Origin of the sequence: Bacteroides faecalis (assembly GCF_003865075.1) — a bacterium.
GTDB lineage: Bacteria > Bacteroidota > Bacteroidia > Bacteroidales > Bacteroidaceae > Bacteroides > Bacteroides faecalis.
In genome coordinates this window covers 30,926-52,769 of sequence record NZ_BHWB01000003.1, presented here as the reverse complement: position 1 = coordinate 52,769, position 21,844 = coordinate 30,926, and the positions used below count along the sequence as shown (strand labels likewise).

The window sequence follows — 21,844 nt, the reverse complement described above, 5'->3', positions numbered from 1 at the left end:
AAGAAGATCAAAAATTCATCTGATTCAACAAAAACAAATGATAAAAAGCAAAGAAGAAATACCTATGTTAAATCATAAGCAAAGAGGGTAATTCATTCATAATATACGCTATTTTATTCAATAAACGAACAAAGTACCCATCCCAAATAGTAAAATCAAAAGTTTGCAGAAACCACCCTGAAAATTGAAAAAAATGCCAATCTTCAAAACTACAAATCCCCCATATCTTTGCAATGTAGATAAGGGACATACAAATTCCTCGAAACGATTGAGAACAAAACAATTATAAAATAATAAGTAGTAAAAAACAAATAAACAAACATTGCCTATCGAAAAGGAAAAAACAACCACTTCACGGAAGCAACTCTCTTCCTTAATTATACATAAGGACTTCCGAAGTTCCTCTCCGGAACTTGAACCCGCAAATGAAACAAGCTCTCACATTATTATCAATTCCGGTTCTTAATAATGATTCTCTCCAAAAAAGAAAAAACAAAAGAATTACAGATAAACTAAAGAATCAAATAATTATCATTTAAAAATATCAATTATGAAACTTAGAAATTTATTTTTAGCAGGTATCGCTGCATTTGCAATGGCATCTTGTAGCAATGAAAATAACGAGATTATCAATAATGGTGATAACGGCGTCGTTGGAACAGAAGATGCTAGTTTTCAATTTGGAATTGCATTTGCAAATACTGCATCTTCAGGAGTTAGAGAAGTAGGAATACCTTCTGTCGAAGACAATTTTACTGATGCTACTGTTGTAATAGAACAAGCGAGTGGCAAAAGTGTACATACGTTTGTAAAAGATGAATTTTCAACTACTGACAATAAGTTATGGTTAAAAGAAAAGATAGGTGTAGAATCTGGAGATGCAAAGATATTTGTATTCTTAAATGCATCAGATGCTTTAAAGAGAAGTCTACAAGAAACAGCAACAGATCAGTATAACACTTTAATAGCAAGTGTTGCTTTCGCTGACGGTATAGACGCATTAACAAAAAACAACATCGCAACAGCAAATAAGTTTTTAATGAGTAATACTAGTGGTACAGCTATTGTAGAAAAATTCACAAAGGGAGAAACTAAAGGAGTAACAGTACCAGTTAGTCGTGTAGCTGCTAAATTAGTAGAAAAAACAAATAAAACAACAGCCTATCCTGTTGCAAACAAGTATGATAATCCTAGAGGATATAAAATCAGCGTAAATATAACAGATTTCTCATACGCAGGTTTAGCACAAAATACTTCAATCATGAATGGTGGTATTGTATCAGAGATTAATCTCTTTAAAGCATTTGATTCAACATCAGACTTTGCATACCAAGCAACGACCGATGCAAGTGGAGTTACCAACTATTGCATGGAAAATAAAATCGGAACAAATCTTCAAACAACAACGAATATTATCTATAAAGGATTGATCAGCATAAAAGATGCAAAAAACCAAGTTGTAACAATAGACGGAGCTGTTTATATCACTGCTGACAACAAACTATTTACAAGTATAAATGACTTGAAAGAAGGAGGTTATAATTATAATGGTTTGACTGAGACAAGCACTATTAAAGAATGCCTTGAGAAATTCGGATTAAAGAAATATGTAAATGGAGAATGCTACTATGTAGGTCAAATAAAGACCAACGCATCAAACAAAGCGGAGATTGTACGTAATAACATCTATAATCTTTCTGTAAGTTCTATTAAAGAGATCGGAACAAATCTTCCAAAAACAGACGAGAAGTTTACATTACTTGACTTAACAGTAGATATTACACCTTGGACAGTGAACATTAACGCATTTGATCTCTAAATCGCATCCCACACAAACAAACTTATAAAAGGAGGGGAAGGGACTTCCCTCCCCTCTTTAATTTAAAAAAATTGCCAAACAAAGCAATACAAGAATTTCAATAGAAAAAACCTAAAGGCATGAAACGGATATTCACTAACATACAGAAAAAAGTAAGCAAACTGGTGCTACTCATCGTATTGGCTGGTGCAATCGCATCTTGTGATTCTGTCCTCGATTTTGAGGACGGCGATTGTGACATCAAATACCGAGTAAAGTTCAAGTATGACTACAATATGGAGAAAGTAGACGCTTTCGCACAAAATGTGAAGTCAGTCACGCTTTATGCTTTTGATGACGATGGTAACTTCGTTTACCAAAAGACAGACCAGGGTGAACCCTTGGCAGACGGAAGCTACGCTATGGACGTAGACATCGATCCGCAAAAATACCACCTTGTCACATGGGCAGGACTTGATAACGAATCGTTCGCTGTTCCTGTGATGACTAAACAATCAGAAATAACAGACCTCACCGTTTTGACACTCCGCGATCCAGCCACACGCGCCGCAGAAGGTGAAGAAGACCAATATATTGTAAAGAAAAACCTTTCTCCATTATGGCATGGTGAAGCCATCAAAGGGAAAAGTGTACTTTATACCACACCAGCCTCAGGAAATAGTATTCGCGAAGAAGTTACAACAATCGGATTAATGAAGAACACAAACAATATACGTGTCGTTGTAGCACAAGTAAACCAACACCCAGAAAAAGAAATTCCGGCAGCAAGAGCTATCAAAGATGATATGTTCACATACGCTATCTACGATGACAATGGAAAAATGAATTATGACAACTCCCTGATGGAGGATAACCTGCTCACTTATCAGCCGTTTGTTACAGAAACAGATAGAGTGACAACCAGAGCATTCAGTGACAAAAACGAAGCAGCCAATACTTATCCGGCAGCAGTAGCTGAAATCAGTGTAGCAAGACTGGTAGAAACTCAAAATCCAAAACTAAAGATATACAACAAAGAGAATCAAACGGAACTATTACCTAATGGAGCCCTCATCCGTTACCTCGGATTACTGAAAGAACAGAACTTCATAGATATGCCACTTCAGGAATATTTGGACCGCCAAGACTCTTATGGCATGGTTTTCTTTGTGGATGAGAACCTGACATTAATCAATACAGTCATTCAGATTAACGATTGGGTAATAAACATTAATGATTTCGAACTCTAAATAAAAAGAACAATGAGACTTTTAAAACTAACATATTATCTTTTATTTGCGCTGGTATCAGCTGTCAGCTTATCCGGATGCTCACAGGATGAGCAGATGGAAGAGCAAGATGTGAAACAGCCCCAAATAGAGGCTCAGCTAATATTATCTGTTAGTACTCCCCAAACAGGTACACGTGCCGAAGAAACGACACTCACAGGAAAAGATGTCGAGAATGAATGTCGTAACCTCACATTGTTTATAATGAATGCTGATGGAAGTGGTATTCAGGATTATTCTGTCAGAGGAGATAACTTACAAAACAAGAGTTTGATTTTCAATATAGAGACAAGCAAGGGTCAAAAAAAGATATTTGTTGCAGTGAATATGTCTGATGCCCAGATCGCTAAGATAAAAGAAGCAACAGATCATAATCCTGCACTAACAATAAGTAATATTACAGATATCACTGCAGATAACAATTTCCTAATGACGGGGCAAGCTGTAACTGAAGATGGCAATAAAACAATAAATATCGAGGCAGAGAAAACAACGAAAGTTAAAGCCACTCTGACACGTGTCGTGTCTAAAGTATTACTGACTTGTTCAACTAAAGAAAATAATGACAAATATGTAAAGTTGATACAAGATAATGGTTATATACGTTTGGATAATGTTCATTATGTCTTGGACACAACCAATAAAAAGTTCTTCCCTTTTACAAAACCAAGTAATGAAGATCCAAACTTCAATATGAGTAAAACAGATGCTAGCGATTTCTTTTCCGCAACCAATAAACCAAAGAATGAAGAAACTGCTGTAAAATATGATGCAAACAGAGTGCAAGAAGGTGCAAATAAATATACAGAAGGTCTCTATTGCCTGGAAAATACATTCAGCGTAAACCAAGAAGATTTGACGCATGCCAAAGAGATAGCCACTTATTTGAAAATAGCAGCCAAATTCACTCCCAAAAATATTGATGGAAGCCAAAACTTATCAGAGGCTAATGCAAATAACAAACTAACAGATGGAACTTTCTATACTTGCAAAAAAGCTCCGGATAATGCAAAATATATGTGCTACAGTAGTATACAGAATGGAATTGATTATCTAAAGAGCACCTATAATATGATTGTTGATAACGAAGATTTTACCACTCATGCAGGCGGATGGCAATATTACGAAGCATTTGTAAATTCACCGGTTTTCAGTGATAGAGCCAATATAGTACGTAATAATTATTACATCATCAACATAACGTCATTCACTGCTCCGTTATTAGAGAAGACAATAGAAGTGAATACCATAATACGTTCTTGGACTATCAAAGGAAAAACTACTATTGATGTTGAAATAGGAAACAATAATTAAAGGAGAAAAGAAAAATGAAACAAATAAAATATATCATATTCAACCTACTGTTCATTACAACAACTATTTTAAGTAGTTGTAACAGTATATTGGATGATGAGTCAATCATCTCCAACGAGGAGCGACAGATTGAAGTTCGTTTTACACGTAGTTCTTTTAATGATGTTTCATCAGTTACTTCCGGTACTTTAGTACTCTGGAAAAAAACACTAAATGATTTATTTAATACTCAAATAGATGATTTAAATAAATACAGTGATAGTAAATACAATACCGGAGAGCTTTATCCCAATGATAACACAACAATTTATGCTACAGGATTCTCTCCTGCAAATATGCAAGATAGTAACGGTTTTCAGACATTAACGTTATCTGAAGAAAAGTCAGGTATCACCGATGTATGTACTGCCGAAAAAGCGATCAAAGGAAACCGCAACTCACCATTCAAAGAAACTATAAATTTTGAACATACCTTAACCAAGATATATTTCAAAGTTCAACGAGACCAAACAATGGTAGGAAGCCGTGACGTAAGAAATATTAAACTTACTATTCCAAATGAATATTTACCAATAGAATGGAATTGGGATGCAAATCAGAAAAAATATAAAATAAACGAGAATAGACAAGCAACAACAGATTTAATTTTTAGACATGAAGATATTATTGTTGGAACGAATACTGATGATCTAGGTATAGCTTACTTAATGTTACCTACCACTAATACTGGTAAATTAGAATTGTTACACCTGACAGCAGAAATTCTCCTAACCAATAGTAGTACTGTTGAGAGAGAAATTAACGAAGATTTAAAGCCAATTCAATTGTACGAAAAAGATAATAATACTGAAGTCCTAAATGCCCAACCGGGCGAAGCATACGAAGTATGCATCCGATTCCAGCAAAACTCTTTTACGCTTATTGCCAGACAAATGGACAACTGGGAACAGGGAGGGTTAATTTATGTTCCAGTAAAACCGTAAAAGCAAACAATCAAAATGATAGAAAGATGAAAAAGAGCCTAATATACAGTATAATGTCAGTAATAGTGATACTTGCAATCACTTCATGTACTGACGATGCAACCGACCAAGAGCTCAGTAGTAATGGTACTTTCCTGTTATCTTCTGATAAAGGGGCATTTACTCGTGCAGCGAGTACTGAGCAGACTTTTTCAAAAGGAACTACTTATCAGCTTTATGCGATTAACGCTGACAACAACGATTTTGAACACAATTACTTAAAAAATCCTGCCAGTTCTGGTCCTGTGACAGGAAAGGAATCTGATAGTCATGAATATATTGATGATATTACATTTAACAAATTCAATGGCAGAACACTGAATTTTTATGCGGTAACAAACAGTACTAGCGAAGAGGTAGAGATTATTCCAAACGGAAAATCTGTACCAACATGTCATATAGAATATAAAAACAATTTGACCCCATTGAAAAACGTAATGTGGGCAAAAAAAGAAAATCAAAGCTACAAAAATTCCGGTGTTATCAAACTTTTATTCGGACATACTCTTTCTAAGTTAAATTTGTATGTAATGAAGAACTCAGAATACCAAAATACCAATGTTATTCTAAATAGTATCTCACTAACAGATTACGGAAGTGGTTCTTTAAATATGCAGACAGGTAAATATGATTTATCGAATACCGACAAAAGAGATTATTCATGTACCGTTTATACAGGTGGAACACAAATAGTTACTACGGAAGCTGAAACAGTGAAGAATGAAAAGGTAGCTGTAACTCCAACAATATTTCCCATAAGAAAAGAAAAAGAGAATTTAACAACCAGTGACATCGAGAATCATTCTACTAAAGTAACTGTAACAACAACTATTGGAGGTAAAGAAACTATAAAAACAATCAAGATAACATCTATAATGGCAGAAGGTGCCGGTAGTACTACAACTAAAGAAGTCCCATTTGCATTTGAAAGTAACCACGAGTATGATATGGTTATCACTATCACAAAGAGTTCACTGGTAGTAACCATCGTTCCAAGACTTTATGATTGGATACCGGAAGAAGAATTGAAAGAGGAGGATGAAGTTAATGGTTCAATGACAGTCGGTGGTATCACTTGGATGGATAGGAATTTAGGGGCAACTAGCGGAGACCCGTTAGCAAGTGAACAGGCTTGGGAAAATAGTCGCGGGTACTATTACCAATATGGAAGAAATATTCCTTATTATATTAAAACATATAAAGATAAACAGGGGATTGAATCGATTTATTCGTATGGAAAAGACAAGTCGAATGAAAATGTTAGACCTTTGCCATTTATACCCGGTCATATGACTGATAAAGCATTAGCTACAAACTACATCCCAAATGAGACTTGGACTGATGGAAGTACATATGATAAGAATAAGGTAGCAATCAATCCTACAGACAACGATAAGAAATTCAATTTTTACTTCTATTATAACTCTTCATGGAGTTGGTGGGGAGATTGGGATACTGGTCATAGCACCTCCATAAAGACGTGGACTTCTACACGTGAACAACCTTGTCCCAAAGGATGGCGTATCCCTACTAAAGACGAATATCTTTTAATCCTTCCGGGAAATGAAGAATGTGGGGATATCTCGTTCATGCTACAGAATAATTCTGGCTACATACATAAAGGTAATACTTATTCCAAAACAATTGAAAATGAAATAGATAGTCATGACACACAATACATTGGAGTAAAGAAAGGATACAATAATGGAACAGTAGGAAAAACAGGAACAGTATATGCACTCAAGAAAAAAGGAGCTTCTGATGCCTATTATTTAAGATGGCATATTGAACAGGCTGGTACTAAACAAATAGACAATCCTGGTGATGGTGACAAATATAGAAATGTTTTAGTTATCTCCCGTTATCGAGCTACCCAAACGGATGAATTAACAGATATAAATGTCTTTGAAAAAAACTGGAATAATCCAGTAGACATTTTAAAAATGCCTTTAAGTGGATATATTAACTCAACAGAAAATGGGGCAGGTATCATTTACAGTGGATCGGAAGTTGTGTATTGGACGAGTAGTGCTACAAACTACATAGACGAAAATCCGAATAAGAGTACATATCCGAGTTATACAATGCGAGCCAAATTTGCGGGAGATTCAGGTAGTAATTCAATCTTTATAAGTGACAGTGAATTCCGTCACAATGGAGCTCTAATCCGATGTGTTCGTGATACAAAAGCTAACTAAAAAAACAAACAACAAAAATTCAGATTATGAAACTAGTATATAAAATATTATTTTTTCTCATCTTGGCAGGTGTATCTTTTACAGCATGCGAACAAGACGAAGTACTGGAAACAACAGGGAATGGGCAAATTGCAATTATTCCCGAGTTATCCGGTATATATGCTACTGTCCCAGGTAACTGGTCAAGTGTACGTGCCATTGATCATCCCTATTTAAAAGATAATATTATCAATTTACCGGAAGGAACAACCCTTAGATTAATTGCCCAAAAAGATAATGAGCCACCTACTACTAAAGATTATGTAGTACGTACACCAGACGGAGGATCGCAGTCACTATATCCTTGTGAAATAGATAATACGACAGGCGAAATCATAAAGGTAAGCAAAGATCCTCTTTATCTACCTAGCGGAACCTATACATTTAGTGCCATATCTCCGGCACACAAATATAACGGTGAAATAAAGATAAGCAATGGCGAATCAGTGATTGCCAACAATAAGCATTGGAGCCAAACAGCACCTACCAGAATTGAGATTAAAGCTGGAGATGCCAGTAAAGTTATTCCATTAAATCCTCTTATGCAACTTACCGCACGTATGACTTTCACGTTAAAAGGGGATGTGGAAAATGGAGTATCATCTTTATCCGTGATGCAAGATGGCATTGAAATAGATAGAATCAGAGAAGGATCGATAACATTAAATAATGTAGGTGATTCTATTGCAGCAATAATTACTTCCAATTATAATCGAATCTACATTAAGGAACAGGACATTACTACACAGGAAGATAAAAGTTTAAGAGGAGAAATATGTCTACTTCCGATAGATAATCGTCCGACTCCAATGACTGTTATTTTAAATCTAATGGTAAATGGAGTACCAACCCAGTTTACATATTCTATCGTGAATAAAATTCTCTATGCCGGATATTCTTATGACTATACAGTAAATGTAAAAATCAAAGATAATATTACAGTAGCAAATTGGCAAGAAACGTCATGGTCTACAGATGTCGGTGGGGGAACAACTGTTACAAGATAACAAATCAAACAAATTAAAATAAGTAATTATGAAAATATATAGATATTACATATTCCTGATGAGTTGCCTATTGTTAACTGCTTGTACACAGGACAACGAATGGTTGAATGAAGAGAAAAGTACTCAGCAAGAAGTAGTACACTTAAATATACAAAATGTAGAGATAGATGTAAATACTCGTTCTACTACTCCACAAGATCCGCTAACTGATAACCCGATGTATAACCTTTGTTTATTACATTATAATAGTGAAGGACAGCTTATCAAAGGAGATACACAACTAAAAGATTTTGGAGAAGACCAACCAGCTCTTAAATATACATGGAGTCCTACTTTGACAATAGAGCAAAACACGAATCCAGAAACTCTTTGCTTAGTTGCAAACCTGAAAGGAAATTATCCGACACCATGGCCTGAAAGATTAGCTGATTTAAAGGAAACTTGCGTAGATTTGAAATTTGGCAATAGCGGTTTGATTGCTGAAAGAAAAATGTACATGTTTGGCTATTATGAAGGTATTATTACAGCTGGTCAAAATATAAATATTATGATGGGACGTATAGCAGCAGCTCTGAAGTTTGTGATTACAGCAACAGGAGCAAACGAATCTTCTCCTTATAAAATTAATAAAATAGAAATAATCAATACTCCAAGACAAAGTTATTTTTTTCCTCACAATTCAACCGATGGGAACTTTAGCAGTGGCAGTGACATCTCTGAAACGTTTAGCAGCAACAATCAAATTAACAATAAAACAATAAGGGAATTAGTTTTCTATTATCAAATAGGAGAAAATATATCACCTAACGAAAAGAACCAAACGAAAATAATAATAACAGCTCAGAAAAGAGAACGATATAATGCTGGCTCCTCGTACCGACCAAATTATCAATATAGGTGGGGGAAAGCGAAGTCTTATACTGTAGTATTAGGGTGTGATGCTCCAGGAACCCCTAACCGTAATTATTCCCTTTATCGCAACAACAATTATACGTTCAATATCAACTTAAAAGACTAATTACTAAATACTAAAATATTATGAAACCGAATGACATCCTACAGCTAGAATCAACAGATACACGGCAAGCCTATCTGTTTGAGGAGAACGGACATTGGTACGCTTACGAGCACTCAGCCAACCGGATCGAAAAATTTGTGAAAGGTTTTGTAGACTTCAAACACAAAGTGCAAGATGTCTGCGGAAGAATGAAAGTAGAAATCGACCTCAGCATTCTGGAAAAATGTTCCATTACGCTGTGTGAAGATTCATTGCTTGTGCTTAATTGCCCAGGCAGCAATTAAAAATCTTTAATGGTGTGTTACTTCCGTAAGCGTACGGATCACTTCCCCATAATATATTAGATTTATACAAAATTGTTTGTTTTGTTTGTGTTCCTCATTCCACTCAGATACCGCCTGCGAAGGTAGTCCTGAGTGGGTGGGGATTTTTTTGCATATATGGAATTTTATCACGTTCTTTATATTACATAAAATGTGTAACATAAAATATGGCTATAACAGTCCAGAATATTTCTGTGATCAGAAAAAGGAAACTGAGAAAATAATCTCAGTACTCTACAACGAACGCAATCTGATTTTGATAGCTCCCCGCCGTATGGAGAAAACAGGACTAATCAAGAACGTATTCCACCGTATGAAAGATAATCAGAAAAAAACGCTTAGCAGCATCAACGTTGCTTTAAAAATATTATTAAACAAAGAGATCTTCTACAATACTTCGGATGGTTACATCGTCTACGATTGTTTCTTCGGAAAATGGCTGAAAAACGTGATCATATAACTTACGCGCGATAACTTTCTTACTTTTCGTTTGTTTGTTCAAATGGAAAGACTATATTTGTACGATAACTAACAAAATGAACATTATGAGCCACACAATTTTTCTCATCATCGCTCTCGTAACAACTGGTATATTTGCTATTCAATTCGTCCTGTCCATCTTCTTTGGAGATATGGACGCGGATGTAGATGTGGACGCAGACATTAGCAGCGTTGTTTCCTTTAAGGGACTCACCCACTTCGGAATCGGTTTCGGCTGGTATATGTATCTTGCCGGAAATACTGAAATCCAGAGTTTCGTCATTGCTATCCTTATTGGTTTATTTTTTGTCTTTGCTGTTTGGTTCCTTTACAAAAAGGCATATCAACTACAGCAAGTCAATTCTTCTGAACAAACAGAACAGCTAGTAGGACGAGAATGTACAATATACTTCAAACAAAGTGGAAATAAATATACTGTACAAACTAGCCGAGATGGCGCTATGCGTGAAGTAGACGTAATCTCCGAATCGGGTAAAACATATCAAACGGGAGACAAAACTATTATCAGTAACTATAAAAACGGAATATTATATATTCAATAAAATAACCATTTTAAAACACACTATTTATGACACAAGAAATGCTTATTATGGCTGCTATCTTAGTAGCGGTCATCCTGCTCACCTTCATCGGTATCCTGTCACGCTACCGTAAATGTAAAAGCGACGAAGTCCTCGTTGTATACGGTAAGACGGGAGGAGACAAAAAATCAGCTAAGTTATACCATGGAGGTGCTGCTTTCGTATGGCCTATTATACAGGGATATGAATTCCTGTCAATGAAGCCACTGCAAATTGAATGTAAACTAACCGGAGCTCTTTCCGCACAAAATATCCGTGTGGATGTTCCTACCACTATTACTGTAGCTATCAGCACTGATCCTGAAGTGATGCAAAATGCAGCTGAACGTATGCTGGGATTGAACATGGACGACAAGCAAAACTTAATCACCGATGTCGTTTATGGTCAGATGCGTATGGTAATTGCCGACATGACCATTGAGGAATTAAATTCCGATCGTGATAAATTTCTGGCTAAAGTAAAGGATAACATAGACACTGAACTCCGCAAATTCGGTCTTTACCTGATGAATATCAATATCAGTGATATTCGTGATGCCGCCAATTATATCGTGAACTTGGGTAAAGAAGCTGAAAGTAAGGCCTTGAACGAAGCACAAGCCAATATTGAAGAACAAGAAAAGCTAGGTGCTATCAAAATTGCCAATCAAATTAAAGAACGTGAAACGAAAGTTGCCGAAACTCGTAAAGATCAAGACATTGCTATAGCTGAAACAAAGAAGTTGCAGGAAATTTCGGTTGCCAATGCAGACAAGGATAGAATCTCGCAAGTGGCCATCGCAAATGCAGAAAAAGAGTCACAAGTTGCAAAAGCTGAAGCAGAAAAAAATATCCGTATCGAACAAGCTAACACTGAAAAGGAAAGCCGAATTGCCGAATTGAACTCTGACATGGAAATCAAGCAAGCAGAAGCTGGGAAAAAAGCTGCCATCGGACGAAATGAAGCACAAAAAGAAGTCGCTTTATCTAACTCTGAGTTAGCAGTAACTCAAGCTAATGCAGATAAACAGGCAGGTGAAGCTGCTGCTAAATCAGAAGCTGCCGTACAGACCGCACGAGAAATTGCCCAAAAGGAAGTAGAAGAAGCGAAAGCCCGTAAAGTAGAATCGTCTTTGAAAGCTGAGAAAATCGTGCCGGCAGAAATAGCCCGTCAGGAAGCTATTCTTCAGGCAAATGCTATTGCTGAAAAAATTACTCGTGAAGCGGAAGCACGTGCTAAAGCGACTTTAGCACAAGCGGAAGCAGAAGCTAAAGCCATCCAACTGAAGTTGGAAGCGGAAGCAGAAGGTAAGAAAAAATCATTGCTTGCCGAAGCAGAAGGATTCGAAGCAATGGTAAGAGCTGCCGAATCAAATCCGTCTATCGCTATCCAATACAAGATGGTGGATCAATGGAAGGAAATTGCCGGTGAACAGGTAAAAGCTTTCGAACACATGAATTTAGGAAATATCACCGTATTCGATGGAGGAAACGGCAGTACAAGTAATTTCCTGAATACGTTAGTGAAAACAGTTGCACCGAGTCTTGGAGTACTCGATAAGTTGCCTATCGGAGAAACAGTGAAAGGTATTCTTAATCCGAATAGCAAAAATAAAGAGGAGCCGGAAGGAAAAACTGAAGAAAAGAAGAAATAATAGTTTCTAGCATGTATCCGGTATAGTCTCAATACTATACCGGAAGCTAAATAATGAATTAAGCGCAGATGGATGCCAATTATATTTTCGCATCAGTCTGCGCTTATTTGTGTTTTTCAGAAGAAATTCATTACCTTTGTTTGGTATTACATAAAAAAGACAATGAATATCACTATACCTTATACTGTAGCCAATTTTGCCGACTTACGTGAACAGGGATTCTACTATGTAGATAAAACCGGATTCATTCCACGCCCGGAGCAATATAATGTTCCTGTCTTCCGCGCCTACGTCGTTTTGGAAAAAGTCTATTGGTATCTACACTGGCGCATTATTACGACCGTAGCAAAGCACATCGTTTTGAAGCACTGTTCGGCGGCACGTGGATCGGTGCATATCCTACGAAAAAGCATAACCAATATATTATTATCCATATTTGTCCGCGTACATAATTTGCCTAAGCTTTATATTTTGATTGATGGATATGACAATTTCGCTACTTATATAATATATATTGCTGCCGGAAAAGTGTACAATACGTGGAAAGTATAAATAGTAAAAACATAAAGATTTATATAACAACTATGAACGCCCGTAAAAATCAGATTTTATTTCCAATTACTTTTATCATTGCTTTATTTACTCTCACTGCCGGTTGCAAGAAGAAGGATATGTCACTCAAAGTAAACGAGCCTCGCAATATCCACGGTGTAATTAGTTATAAACGTTCTTTCCCTGATTTAAACGAAAGGCATTTGACCGTTGCTCAAAATATAGGTATCAAACCATTGGAAGATCGCGAAGAGGCCGAAAATATGAAAGGACAATTGATACATATCACTGACAACAAGTTCTATTCTGTTGATTCACTGACGCACTCTATCCCCTATCTAGTTCCCCGTGCCAGCGAGTTGCTTGATACAATCGGTTCTAATTTCCTCGACTCATTAACTTCCAAAGGTCTAAATCCTAATCAGATAATTATTACTTCTGTACTTCGCACCAATAAAGACGTAAAACGTCTTCGCCGCCGCAATGGCAATGCTTCTGCAAACTCCGCACACTGTTATGGTACTACTTTCGATGTCAGTTGGAAACGCTTCAAAAAAGTGGAGGATGAAGACGGACGTCCTTTACAGGATGTAAGTTCAGATACGCTAAAACTCGTTTTGTCCGAAGTACTAAGAGATTTACGACAAGCTGATAAATGCTATATAAAGTATGAACTGAAACAAGGGTGTTTCCACATTACAGCGCGATGAATAGGATTCTCTAATGTATATGGCAGGATGAAATAAAACCATTCGTTTTAATTTTGTGTTATACAAAGCTACTATTTTCTTAACCGCCCCGCTGCTTTGGCAAAAGCTTACTAATTTCTACTCTTGAAACATATTTTCAAGGAAAGAAAGAACTTTTCGAAGGACTTGCTATCGAACAATTGGAAAAAGATTGGCTAAAACATTCGATATTACATCTGGACCTGAACATTGAAAAATATGACAATCCGGAAAGTTTAGATAAAATCTTGAATAACAATTTGGAACATTGGGAAAGTCTTTATGGTACCCGCCCCTCCGAAACATCTTTCTCATTACGTTTTGCCGGTACTATCCAACGTGCTTATGAGAAAACCGGACAGCGTGTAGTTATCCTAGTAGATGAATACGATAAGCCTATGTTACAGGTATTGGCAACGAAGAACTACAATAGTATTATCGAAATACGTTAAAGCCTTTTTGCGGAGTACTTAAAACGAAGGATGGTTGTATCAAATTGAGTGTCACTAAATTCGGAAAAGTGAGTGTATTCAGCGATCTGAATAATCTGATTGATATCTGAATGATCGAACAATATGTTGAGATTTGCGGCATCACCGAAAAAGAGAGATATGATAATCTAGAAGAATACTTGCAAATCCTAGCAGAAAGTCAAAAATGACCTATGAAAAAGTATACCATGAACTGAAAGAATGTTATGATGGTTATCATTTGGTAGAAAACTCAGTAGGTATTATCCAATCCTTTCAGTTTGCTGAATACATTTTATAAGAACTTCGGGAGTTATTGATTTGAAACCAGTACTCCTACTTATCTGGTAAAACTATTGAAACATCTTCAACGCATGGCAAGTGAAGAAACAGATTCTAACGTATTAAACAGTATTGATTCAACTTCAAGGAATCTTATTCCTGTAATTTATCAAAGCGGTTATCTGACGATTAAAGGATATGATAAAAAATTTGATATCTACCGTTTAGGCTTCCCCAACCGAGAGGTAAAAGAAGGATTCGTAAAATATCTTCTCCCCTTTTACGCCAATGTGTACGCCATTGAATCTCCTTCAGATACGCAAATTTGTAACTGGAATAGAACAGGGCGATTATAACGCTTTCTTCCGCCGTTCTTTGCAGATCCTCCTTACGAATTGATTCGCGACTTAGAGATGTATTATCAAAATGTTCTTTTTATCGTATTCAAGTTGATAGGATTCTATGTAAAAGCTGAGTATCATACTTCACAAGGACAAATTGACCTTGTCCTACAAACAGAGCGTTTCATTTATATAATGGAATTCAAAATGAAAGGAACGGCTGAAGAAGCTTTGAAGCAAATTAACGAGAAGTATCACGCCCAAGCTTTCTCTGCTGATGAACGAAAACTCATCAAAATAGGTGTAAACTTCGGCAACGAGACAAGAAACATTGAGAAGTGGACAGGTAGAATAAAAAGAGAAATAAAATTCATTCCTAAACAATCTAAGAATCCAAAACGTTTCATTAAATTTGCAGAAATTTTTCTTTAATACGATTCAATGATAGAGAAACTGATTGTTCTTGAGGATATTGACCCGGTTATTTTTTATGGTGTAAACAACGCCAACATACAGTTAATTAAAGCTTTATATCCGAAGCTACGTATCGTCGCACGTGGTAATGTAATCAAAGTGCTGGGCGATGAAGAAGAGATGTGCGCCTTCGAAGAGAATATCACCAAACTGGAGAAATATTGTGCTCAATATAATTCACTGAAAGAGGAAGTCATCATCGACATTATCAAAGGCAATGCCCCACAGGCAGAGCAAACAAGTAATGTAATTGTTTTCAGTGTCACAGGTAAGCCAATTATTCCCAGAAGTGAGAATCAATTGAAACTGGTAGAAGGATTTTCCAAGAATGATATGGTATTCGCTATCGGTCCGGCAGGATCGGGAAAAACATATACTGCCATTGCACTTGCTGTACGTGCTCTGAAAAATAAAGAAATCAAAAAGATTATTCTGAGCCGCCCCGCTGTAGAAGCCGGAGAAAAGCTCGGATTCCTGCCCGGCGACATGAAGGATAAGATAGATCCATATCTGCAACCATTATATGATGCGCTACAAGATATGATTCCTGCTGCCAAGTTAAAAGAATACATGGACTTGAATGTTATTCAGATTGCTCCATTGGCTTTCATGCGTGGACGTACGCTGAATGATGCAGTGGTGATTCTGGACGAAGCACAGAATACAACTACGCAACAAATCAAAATGTTCCTTACCCGTATGGGTATGAATACCAAGATGATTGTAACAGGTGACATGACTCAGATCGACCTACCATCCTCACAAACATCAGGACTGGTCCAAGCACTCCGTATCCTGAAAGGAGTAAAAGGTATCAGTTTCGTAGAACTAAATAAGAAAGATATTGTACGCCACAAATTAGTAGAACGTATCGTAGATGCTTATGATAAATTCGACAAAGAGGTGAAGATTGAACGGATAAATCGGAAGAAAGAGCAACTGATCATCAATGGTGAATGCCAATCTAAACTGGTTGGCGAATAACTAGTGTTGCTGTAAATTGGAACTTGTAATTTATAATTATATAAAAACGATGAAAGCATTAACAAAAACAGATTTCAACTTTCCGGGACAGAAAAGTGTGTATCACGGAAAAGTGCGCGATGTGTACAACATCAATGGCGAAAAACTTATTATGGTAGCAACTGACCGTATTTCGGCCTTTGACGTAGTATTGCCCGAAGGTATTCCTTACAAAGGACAAATGCTGAACCAAATTGCAGCAAAATTCCTTGATGCCACTACTGACATCTGTCCGAACTGGAAACTGGCTACACCAGATCCAATGGTTACTGTGGGTGTATTGTGCGAAGGTTTCCCGGTAGAAATGATCGTACGCGGTTACTTGTGCGGTAGTGCTTGGCGTACTTACAAAAGCGGTGTACGTGAAATCTGTGGCGTGAAACTGCCGGATGGAATGCGTGAAAACCAGAAATTCCCGGAACCAATTGTTACTCCGACTACTAAAGCTGAAATGGGCCTTCATGACGAAGATATCTCTAAAGAAGAAATTCTGAAACAAGGTCTGGCTACTCCGGAAGAATATGCTATTCTTGAAAAATATACATTGGCTCTCTTCAAACGTGGTACTGAAATGGCTGCTGAACGTGGATTGATCCTCGTTGATACTAAATATGAATTCGGGAAGCACAATGGTACGATTTATTTGATGGATGAGATTCATACTCCGGACTCCAGCCGTTATTTCTATTCAGAAGGTTATCAGGAACGTTTCGAAAAGGGTGAACCTCAAAAACAACTTTCTAAAGAATTCGTTCGTGAATGGTTGATGGAGAATGGCTTCCAAGGCAAAGATGGACAGAAAGTTCCTGAAATGACTCCGGCAATTGTACAGAGCATCAGCGACCGTTACATCGAATTATTCGAGAATATCACTGGTGAGAAATTTGTAAAAGAGGATACCAGCAATATTGCTGAACGTATCGAAAAGAATGTAATGAATTTCCTGACTAAATAAGAATGGATTACCCACAACAACATATCAAACCTTACAACGAAGAAGGTAAAAAGACCGAACAAGTAGAAAAGATGTTTGATAACATCGCTCACACTTATGACAAACTGAATCATACCTTATCTTTGGGTATTGACCGCAGTTGGCGCCGTAAAGCAATTGCCTGGCTCCGCCCTTACCGTCCGCAACGCATAATGGACGTTGCTACCGGAACCGGAGATTTTGCTATCCTCGCTTGTCGCGAATTGCAGCCTACCGAATTGATCGGTACGGACATTTCGGAAGGTATGATGAATGTGGGTCGTGAAAAAGCTAAGAAAGAAGGACTCTCGGACAAAATCTCTTTTGCCCGGGAGGACTGTACTTCTCTCTCATTTGCCAACAACCGTTTTGATGCTATTACTGTAGCTTTCGGTATACGTAACTTTGAAGACCTTGACAAGGGACTTTCAGAAACGTATCGTGTATTAGTCCCCGGCGGACATCTTGTCATTCTCGAATTGACCACCCCGGATCGATTCCCGATGAAGCAATTATTCGCTATTTATTCAAAAGTTGTCATCCCGTTGCTTGGCAAACTACTCTCTAAAGATAACAGTGCCTATCACTATCTGCCAGACACTATCAAAGTATTCCCCCAAGGGGAAGTCATGAAAGAAGTCATCACTAAAGCCGGTTTCAGCGAAGTGAATTTCCGACGTTTAACTTTTGGTATCTGCACACTTTATATGGCTACTAAATAAAACTCAAGCAAAACTAATCATTTTAACTCTTTCGTATTATGGAAAAATATGGTTTAATTGGCTACCCCCTAAAACATTCGTTTTCTATCGGCTACTTCAACGAGAAATTTAAATCAGAAGATATTAACGCGGAATACGTAAACTTCGAGATTCCCAGTATTAACGATTTTATGGAGGTCATCGAAGAGAATCCGAACCTATACGGACTCAACGTTACCATTCCCTATAAAGAACAGGTTATTCCTTTTTTGGATGAGTTAGACCCTGATACTGCAAAAATCGGTGCTGTAAATGTAATCAAAATTATCCGCCAGCAGAAAGGTAAAGTTAAACTAATTGGTTATAACTCTGACATTATCGGATTTACCCAATCTATCCAACCATTACTGCAACCTCACCACAAGAAAGCCTTGATTCTTGGCACAGGCGGGGCCTCCAAAGCAGTGTATCGCGGACTTCAGAATCTGGGAATCGAAAGTGTATTTGTATCCCGTACTCACAAAGCGAACGGTCTGCTAACCTATGAAGAACTTACTCCTGAAATCATGGCGGAATATACTGTAATAGTCAATTGTACCCCATTAGGTATGTATCCTAAAGTGGACTTTTGCCCAAACATCCCGTATGACCAACTGACTCCGAACCATTTACTTTACGATTTGTTATATAATCCAAACGTCACTCTCTTCATGAAAAAAGGAGAAGAGCAGGGCGCCGTTACTAAAAATGGATTGGAAATGCTATTATTGCAGGCATTTGCAGCTTGGGAGATTTGGCATAAGTAAAGCCTCTTCTCCATTCCTTTTCTAAGGAAAAAAAATAAAAGTGAAAAGAGATTCGGACTTATGAAGAAGTATATTTACATCATTATTATCATTTTGCTGGTTCTTACCGGCTGCACAATCGGAGGAAGTTTTTATATGCTCAACTTCTCTTTAACTCCGAATGCTAAGATATTATCTAAAAATGCAGACTCTTATCCTTTTATGTACAAAAACTATCCATTCCTCCGTTCATGGGTAGACAGCCTGAGGCAAGTGGATGCACTTAGGGACACTTTTATTATTAATCCGGAAGGAAGACAACTGCATGCATTTTATGTCGCCGCTCCACAACCTACCAATAAAACGGCCGTCATTGTGCACGGATATACGGATAATGCGATCCGTATGTTTATGATCGGTTATCTTTATAATCGGGATTTAGCTTATAATATTCTCTTGCCCGAACTACAACATCAAGGAGAAAGCGAAGGTCCTGCTATTCAGATGGGTTGGAAAGACCGACTTGACGTGTTGCAATGGATGAATATTGCGAACCATATTTTTGGAGACAGCACACAAATGGTAGTACATGGTATATCTATGGGAGCTGCCACAACCATGATGGTATCTGGTGAACAACAAGAACCTTTTGTGAAATGTTTTGTAGAAGATTGTGGTTATACTAGCGTTTGGGATGAGTTTGCACACGAATTAAAATCAACCTTTCATCTTCCTCCTTTCCCATTGTTACATACTACCAGTTGGCTGTGTGAAAAAAAATACGGTTGGAATTTCAAAGAAGCCTCTTCGTTAAAACAAGTTGCAAAATGTGAGTTACCTATGTTTTTTATTCATGGAGACAAGGATACGTATGTACCTACCTGGATGGTTTACCCACTCTACGAAGCCAAACCAGAACCCAAAGTTCTGTGGATTGTCCCAGGAGCGACTCATGCCGTTTCATACAAAGAGAATAAAAAGGAATATACCGAGAAAGTTCGTGAATTCGTCAGGCAGTATATTCATTAAACCTATTATAACAGGGAGTTTGAAATTCGTAATAGAAAAAGTTTATATATTTGCAAAAGTAAAACAACTGTTATGAAATCAATATTCACACTGTTATTTATTACTTTTCTACTGACACCTCTGCAAGCTCAAGAAAAAGTATATACGGTAGACAATCTTCCAAAAGTGCATCTGCAAAATAAAATGCAGTATGTTTGTAACCCGACAGGTATACTATCGCAAGCTGCTTGCGACTCTATTGACGCTATGCTTTACGTCTTGGAACAACAAACCGGAATTGAAACAGTAGTGGCCGTAGTTCCTTCAATTGGAGAAGAATCCTGTTTTCATTTCTGCCATCAACTACTGAATAAGTGGGGAGTGGGGAAAAAAGATAAGGATAACGGATTAGTCATTTTACTAGTGACAGATCAACGTTGTATCCAATTTTATACCGGCTACGGACTGGAAGGCGTACTTCCTGATGCAATCTGCAAAAGGATCCAGACCCGATATATGATTCCATATTTAAAAGATGGGAATTGGGATGCAGGAATGTTGGCTGGGTTAAAAGCCACTTGTCAGCGTTTGGACGGTTCTATGGAGAACGATTCAGTTTCCGAGCCAGAAGGAAGTGGTTCAAATGATATGATTATTGCTATCATTTGCTTTATTGCCTTTGGTATCGGAGCAGCTTTCTATGCCTCATGGAATCAGAGTCGTTGTCCCAAATGTGGCAAGCATAAATTGCAAAGGAGTAGCAGCAGACCCATTTCAACTGTAAATGGAATCAAGACAGAAGAGGTTGTTTACACATGTAGAAATTGTGGACATACAGTCAAAAGACAACAACAAAGTTATGATGACGACTACCGTCACAGAGGAGGTGGTGGAGGTGGTCCGTTTATTGGTGGCTTCGGTGGAGGAAGAGGAAATGGCGGAGGCTTTGGAGGCGGTTTCGGCGGAGGAAGCTTTGGCGGTGGTTCAGGCGGTGGAGGTGGTGCCGGTTCACGATTCTGATTCTAATTATAGAGAAATTAATTTGAACTCAACTAATAAGAAATCTGATTTTCAAACTTAATAAAAGCAAGAGACATGAAAAAGTCAATTATTATCATTTTAGCTATTGTAGTAATCCTTGTTATCTGGGCTGTCAGTACATATAATGGTCTGGTGGCAATGGAAGAAAATGTAAACGGGCAATGGGCAAATGTAGAAACTCAATACCAACGTCGTGCAGACTTGATTCCAAATCTGGTAAATACAGTAAAAGGATATGCAACTCATGAAAAAGAAACGCTGGAAGGTGTAGTTGAAGCACGTAGCAAAGCCACGCAAATCAAAGTGGATGCTGCCGATCTCACTCCGGAAAAATTAGCGGAATATCAGAAAGCACAAGGCGCTGTCACATCAGCTTTGGGCAAATTACTTGCAATCACAGAGAACTATCCGGACTTGAAAGCTAACCAGAACTTCTTGGAATTACAAGCTCAGTTGGAAGGCACGGAAAACCGTATCAATGTAGCTCGTAAGAATTTCAATGATGCTGCACAAGCATACAATACTAACATCCGTCGTTTCCCGAAAAACATTTTTGCGGGAATGTTCGGTTTTGACAAAAAGGCCTATTTCCAGGCGGAAGAAGGAAGTGAAAAAGCTCCAAAAGTAGAGTTCTAAGACAAGTATTACTTAACAGATATTCATTGCCTAAAAAAGTTTTCGCATTCAGTCAGATACGAAAACTTTTTTAGGCAATGCCATTTCTATAAAGATAGTTGCCTGT

Annotated in this window: 19 protein-coding genes and 3 pseudogenes; all 22 read left to right on the top strand. The window is 37.4% G+C overall.

Going from position 1 to position 21,844, the window contains the following annotated elements; translation table 11 throughout:
• The first annotated feature begins 550 nt into the window (after positions 1-550).
• The 22 genes and pseudogenes from EJF25_RS05650 (at position 551) to EJF25_RS05550 (ending at position 21,738) form a co-directional block, all read left to right on the top strand.
• Positions 551-1,819, top strand: coding sequence for an Mfa1 family fimbria major subunit (locus EJF25_RS05650; protein ID WP_125040425.1), 1,269 nt, complete (start codon positions 551-553; stop codon positions 1,817-1,819).
• A 119-nt stretch (positions 1,820-1,938) separates the two neighbouring features.
• On the top strand, positions 1,939-3,048 hold the full coding sequence (locus EJF25_RS05645; protein WP_125040424.1) for a FimB/Mfa2 family fimbrial subunit: 1,110 nt from the start codon (positions 1,939-1,941) through the stop codon (positions 3,046-3,048).
• A 12-nt stretch (positions 3,049-3,060) separates the two neighbouring features.
• Positions 3,061-4,401, top strand: a complete 1,341-nt coding sequence (locus EJF25_RS05640) for an Mfa1 family fimbria major subunit (RefSeq protein WP_125040423.1) — start codon at positions 3,061-3,063, stop codon at positions 4,399-4,401.
• 14 nt (positions 4,402-4,415) lie between these two features.
• Entirely contained in the window at positions 4,416-5,384 is a 969-nt protein-coding gene (locus tag EJF25_RS05635) for a fimbrillin family protein (RefSeq protein ID WP_125040422.1), read from the top strand.
• Between the two features lie 26 nt (positions 5,385-5,410).
• Positions 5,411-7,621: a hypothetical protein gene (locus EJF25_RS05630; RefSeq protein WP_125040421.1), complete on the top strand. Its 2,211-nt coding sequence runs from the start codon at positions 5,411-5,413 to the stop codon at positions 7,619-7,621.
• 26 nt (positions 7,622-7,647) lie between these two features.
• Positions 7,648-8,667, top strand: a complete 1,020-nt coding sequence (locus EJF25_RS05625) for a BF2992 family fimbrillin-A clan protein (RefSeq protein WP_125040420.1) — start codon at positions 7,648-7,650, stop codon at positions 8,665-8,667.
• A 28-nt stretch (positions 8,668-8,695) separates the two neighbouring features.
• Positions 8,696-9,685, top strand: coding sequence for a DUF4906 domain-containing protein (locus tag EJF25_RS05620; RefSeq protein ID WP_125040419.1), 990 nt, complete (start codon positions 8,696-8,698; stop codon positions 9,683-9,685).
• 20 nt (positions 9,686-9,705) lie between these two features.
• Positions 9,706-9,969 (top strand): hypothetical protein, encoded by a 264-nt coding sequence (locus EJF25_RS05615; protein WP_125040418.1) that lies wholly within the window; start codon positions 9,706-9,708, stop codon positions 9,967-9,969.
• A 190-nt stretch (positions 9,970-10,159) separates the two neighbouring features.
• A pseudogene (locus EJF25_RS05610) lies at positions 10,160-10,327 on the top strand (AAA family ATPase); the annotation flags it as partial.
• Positions 10,322-10,468: a hypothetical protein gene (locus EJF25_RS26815; RefSeq protein WP_502697242.1), complete on the top strand. Its 147-nt coding sequence runs from the start codon at positions 10,322-10,324 to the stop codon at positions 10,466-10,468. The pseudogene EJF25_RS05610 and the gene EJF25_RS26815, both read left to right, overlap by 6 nt.
• Positions 10,469-10,553: 85 nt before the next feature.
• Positions 10,554-11,051, top strand: coding sequence for a hypothetical protein (locus tag EJF25_RS05605; protein WP_125040417.1), 498 nt, complete (start codon positions 10,554-10,556; stop codon positions 11,049-11,051).
• 26 nt (positions 11,052-11,077) lie between these two features.
• The gene (locus tag EJF25_RS05600) at positions 11,078-12,724 is read left to right on the top strand and encodes a flotillin family protein (protein ID WP_125040416.1); all 1,647 of its coding nucleotides are present in this window, start codon (positions 11,078-11,080) and stop codon (positions 12,722-12,724) included.
• A 162-nt stretch (positions 12,725-12,886) separates the two neighbouring features.
• Positions 12,887-13,155 (top strand): annotated as a pseudogene (locus EJF25_RS05595) (AAA family ATPase); the annotation flags it as partial.
• Positions 13,156-13,308: 153 nt separating this feature from the next.
• On the top strand, positions 13,309-13,986 hold the full coding sequence (locus EJF25_RS05590) for a DUF5715 family protein (RefSeq protein ID WP_125040415.1): 678 nt from the start codon (positions 13,309-13,311) through the stop codon (positions 13,984-13,986).
• 66 nt (positions 13,987-14,052) lie between these two features.
• Positions 14,053-15,529, top strand: a pseudogene (locus EJF25_RS05585) (PD-(D/E)XK nuclease domain-containing ATP-binding protein); the annotation flags it as partial.
• Positions 15,530-15,538: 9 nt separating this feature from the next.
• Positions 15,539-16,555: a PhoH family protein gene (locus EJF25_RS05580; RefSeq protein ID WP_125040414.1), complete on the top strand. Its 1,017-nt coding sequence runs from the start codon at positions 15,539-15,541 to the stop codon at positions 16,553-16,555.
• A gap of 49 nt (positions 16,556-16,604) precedes the next feature.
• Entirely contained in the window at positions 16,605-17,549 is a 945-nt protein-coding gene (locus EJF25_RS05575; RefSeq protein ID WP_125040413.1) for a phosphoribosylaminoimidazolesuccinocarboxamide synthase, read from the top strand.
• A gap of 2 nt (positions 17,550-17,551) precedes the next feature.
• Positions 17,552-18,289 carry a bifunctional demethylmenaquinone methyltransferase/2-methoxy-6-polyprenyl-1,4-benzoquinol methylase UbiE gene (gene ubiE, locus EJF25_RS05570; RefSeq protein WP_125040412.1) on the top strand — a complete coding sequence of 246 codons (738 nt, stop codon included), beginning with the start codon at positions 17,552-17,554 and terminating at the stop codon, positions 18,287-18,289.
• 38 nt (positions 18,290-18,327) lie between these two features.
• Positions 18,328-19,074, top strand: coding sequence for a shikimate dehydrogenase family protein (locus EJF25_RS05565; protein WP_125040411.1), 747 nt, complete (start codon positions 18,328-18,330; stop codon positions 19,072-19,074).
• 60 nt (positions 19,075-19,134) lie between these two features.
• Positions 19,135-20,082, top strand: coding sequence for an alpha/beta hydrolase (locus EJF25_RS05560; RefSeq protein WP_125040410.1), 948 nt, complete (start codon positions 19,135-19,137; stop codon positions 20,080-20,082).
• A gap of 72 nt (positions 20,083-20,154) precedes the next feature.
• Positions 20,155-21,081: a TPM domain-containing protein gene (locus EJF25_RS05555; protein ID WP_125040409.1), complete on the top strand. Its 927-nt coding sequence runs from the start codon at positions 20,155-20,157 to the stop codon at positions 21,079-21,081.
• Between the two features lie 75 nt (positions 21,082-21,156).
• On the top strand, positions 21,157-21,738 hold the full coding sequence (locus tag EJF25_RS05550; protein ID WP_125040408.1) for a LemA family protein: 582 nt from the start codon (positions 21,157-21,159) through the stop codon (positions 21,736-21,738).
• The last annotated feature ends 106 nt before the right edge of the window (positions 21,739-21,844 follow it).

Excerpts from the sequence above, each read along its gene's own strand:
- EJF25_RS05650 (WP_125040425.1), top strand. The coding sequence starts at position 551 with ATGAAACTTAGAAATTTATTTTTAGCAGGTATCGCTGCATTTGCAATG.
- EJF25_RS05645 (WP_125040424.1), top strand. The coding sequence starts at position 1,939 with ATGAAACGGATATTCACTAACATACAGAAAAAAGTAAGCAAACTGGTG.
- EJF25_RS05640 (WP_125040423.1), top strand. The coding sequence starts at position 3,061 with ATGAGACTTTTAAAACTAACATATTATCTTTTATTTGCGCTGGTATCA.
- EJF25_RS05635 (WP_125040422.1), top strand. The coding sequence starts at position 4,416 with ATGAAACAAATAAAATATATCATATTCAACCTACTGTTCATTACAACA.
- EJF25_RS05630 (WP_125040421.1), top strand. The coding sequence starts at position 5,411 with ATGAAAAAGAGCCTAATATACAGTATAATGTCAGTAATAGTGATACTT.
- EJF25_RS05625 (WP_125040420.1), top strand. The coding sequence starts at position 7,648 with ATGAAACTAGTATATAAAATATTATTTTTTCTCATCTTGGCAGGTGTA.
- EJF25_RS05620 (WP_125040419.1), top strand. The coding sequence starts at position 8,696 with ATGAAAATATATAGATATTACATATTCCTGATGAGTTGCCTATTGTTA.
- EJF25_RS05615 (WP_125040418.1), top strand. The coding sequence starts at position 9,706 with ATGAAACCGAATGACATCCTACAGCTAGAATCAACAGATACACGGCAA.
- EJF25_RS26815 (WP_502697242.1), top strand. The coding sequence starts at position 10,322 with ATGAAAGATAATCAGAAAAAAACGCTTAGCAGCATCAACGTTGCTTTA.
- EJF25_RS05605 (WP_125040417.1), top strand. The coding sequence starts at position 10,554 with ATGAGCCACACAATTTTTCTCATCATCGCTCTCGTAACAACTGGTATA.
- EJF25_RS05600 (WP_125040416.1), top strand. The coding sequence starts at position 11,078 with ATGACACAAGAAATGCTTATTATGGCTGCTATCTTAGTAGCGGTCATC.
- EJF25_RS05590 (WP_125040415.1), top strand. The coding sequence starts at position 13,309 with ATGAACGCCCGTAAAAATCAGATTTTATTTCCAATTACTTTTATCATT.
- EJF25_RS05580 (WP_125040414.1), top strand. The coding sequence starts at position 15,539 with ATGATAGAGAAACTGATTGTTCTTGAGGATATTGACCCGGTTATTTTT.
- EJF25_RS05575 (WP_125040413.1), top strand. The coding sequence starts at position 16,605 with ATGAAAGCATTAACAAAAACAGATTTCAACTTTCCGGGACAGAAAAGT.
- ubiE (WP_125040412.1), top strand. The coding sequence starts at position 17,552 with ATGGATTACCCACAACAACATATCAAACCTTACAACGAAGAAGGTAAA.
- EJF25_RS05565 (WP_125040411.1), top strand. The coding sequence starts at position 18,328 with ATGGAAAAATATGGTTTAATTGGCTACCCCCTAAAACATTCGTTTTCT.
- EJF25_RS05560 (WP_125040410.1), top strand. The coding sequence starts at position 19,135 with ATGAAGAAGTATATTTACATCATTATTATCATTTTGCTGGTTCTTACC.
- EJF25_RS05555 (WP_125040409.1), top strand. The coding sequence starts at position 20,155 with ATGAAATCAATATTCACACTGTTATTTATTACTTTTCTACTGACACCT.
- EJF25_RS05550 (WP_125040408.1), top strand. The coding sequence starts at position 21,157 with ATGAAAAAGTCAATTATTATCATTTTAGCTATTGTAGTAATCCTTGTT.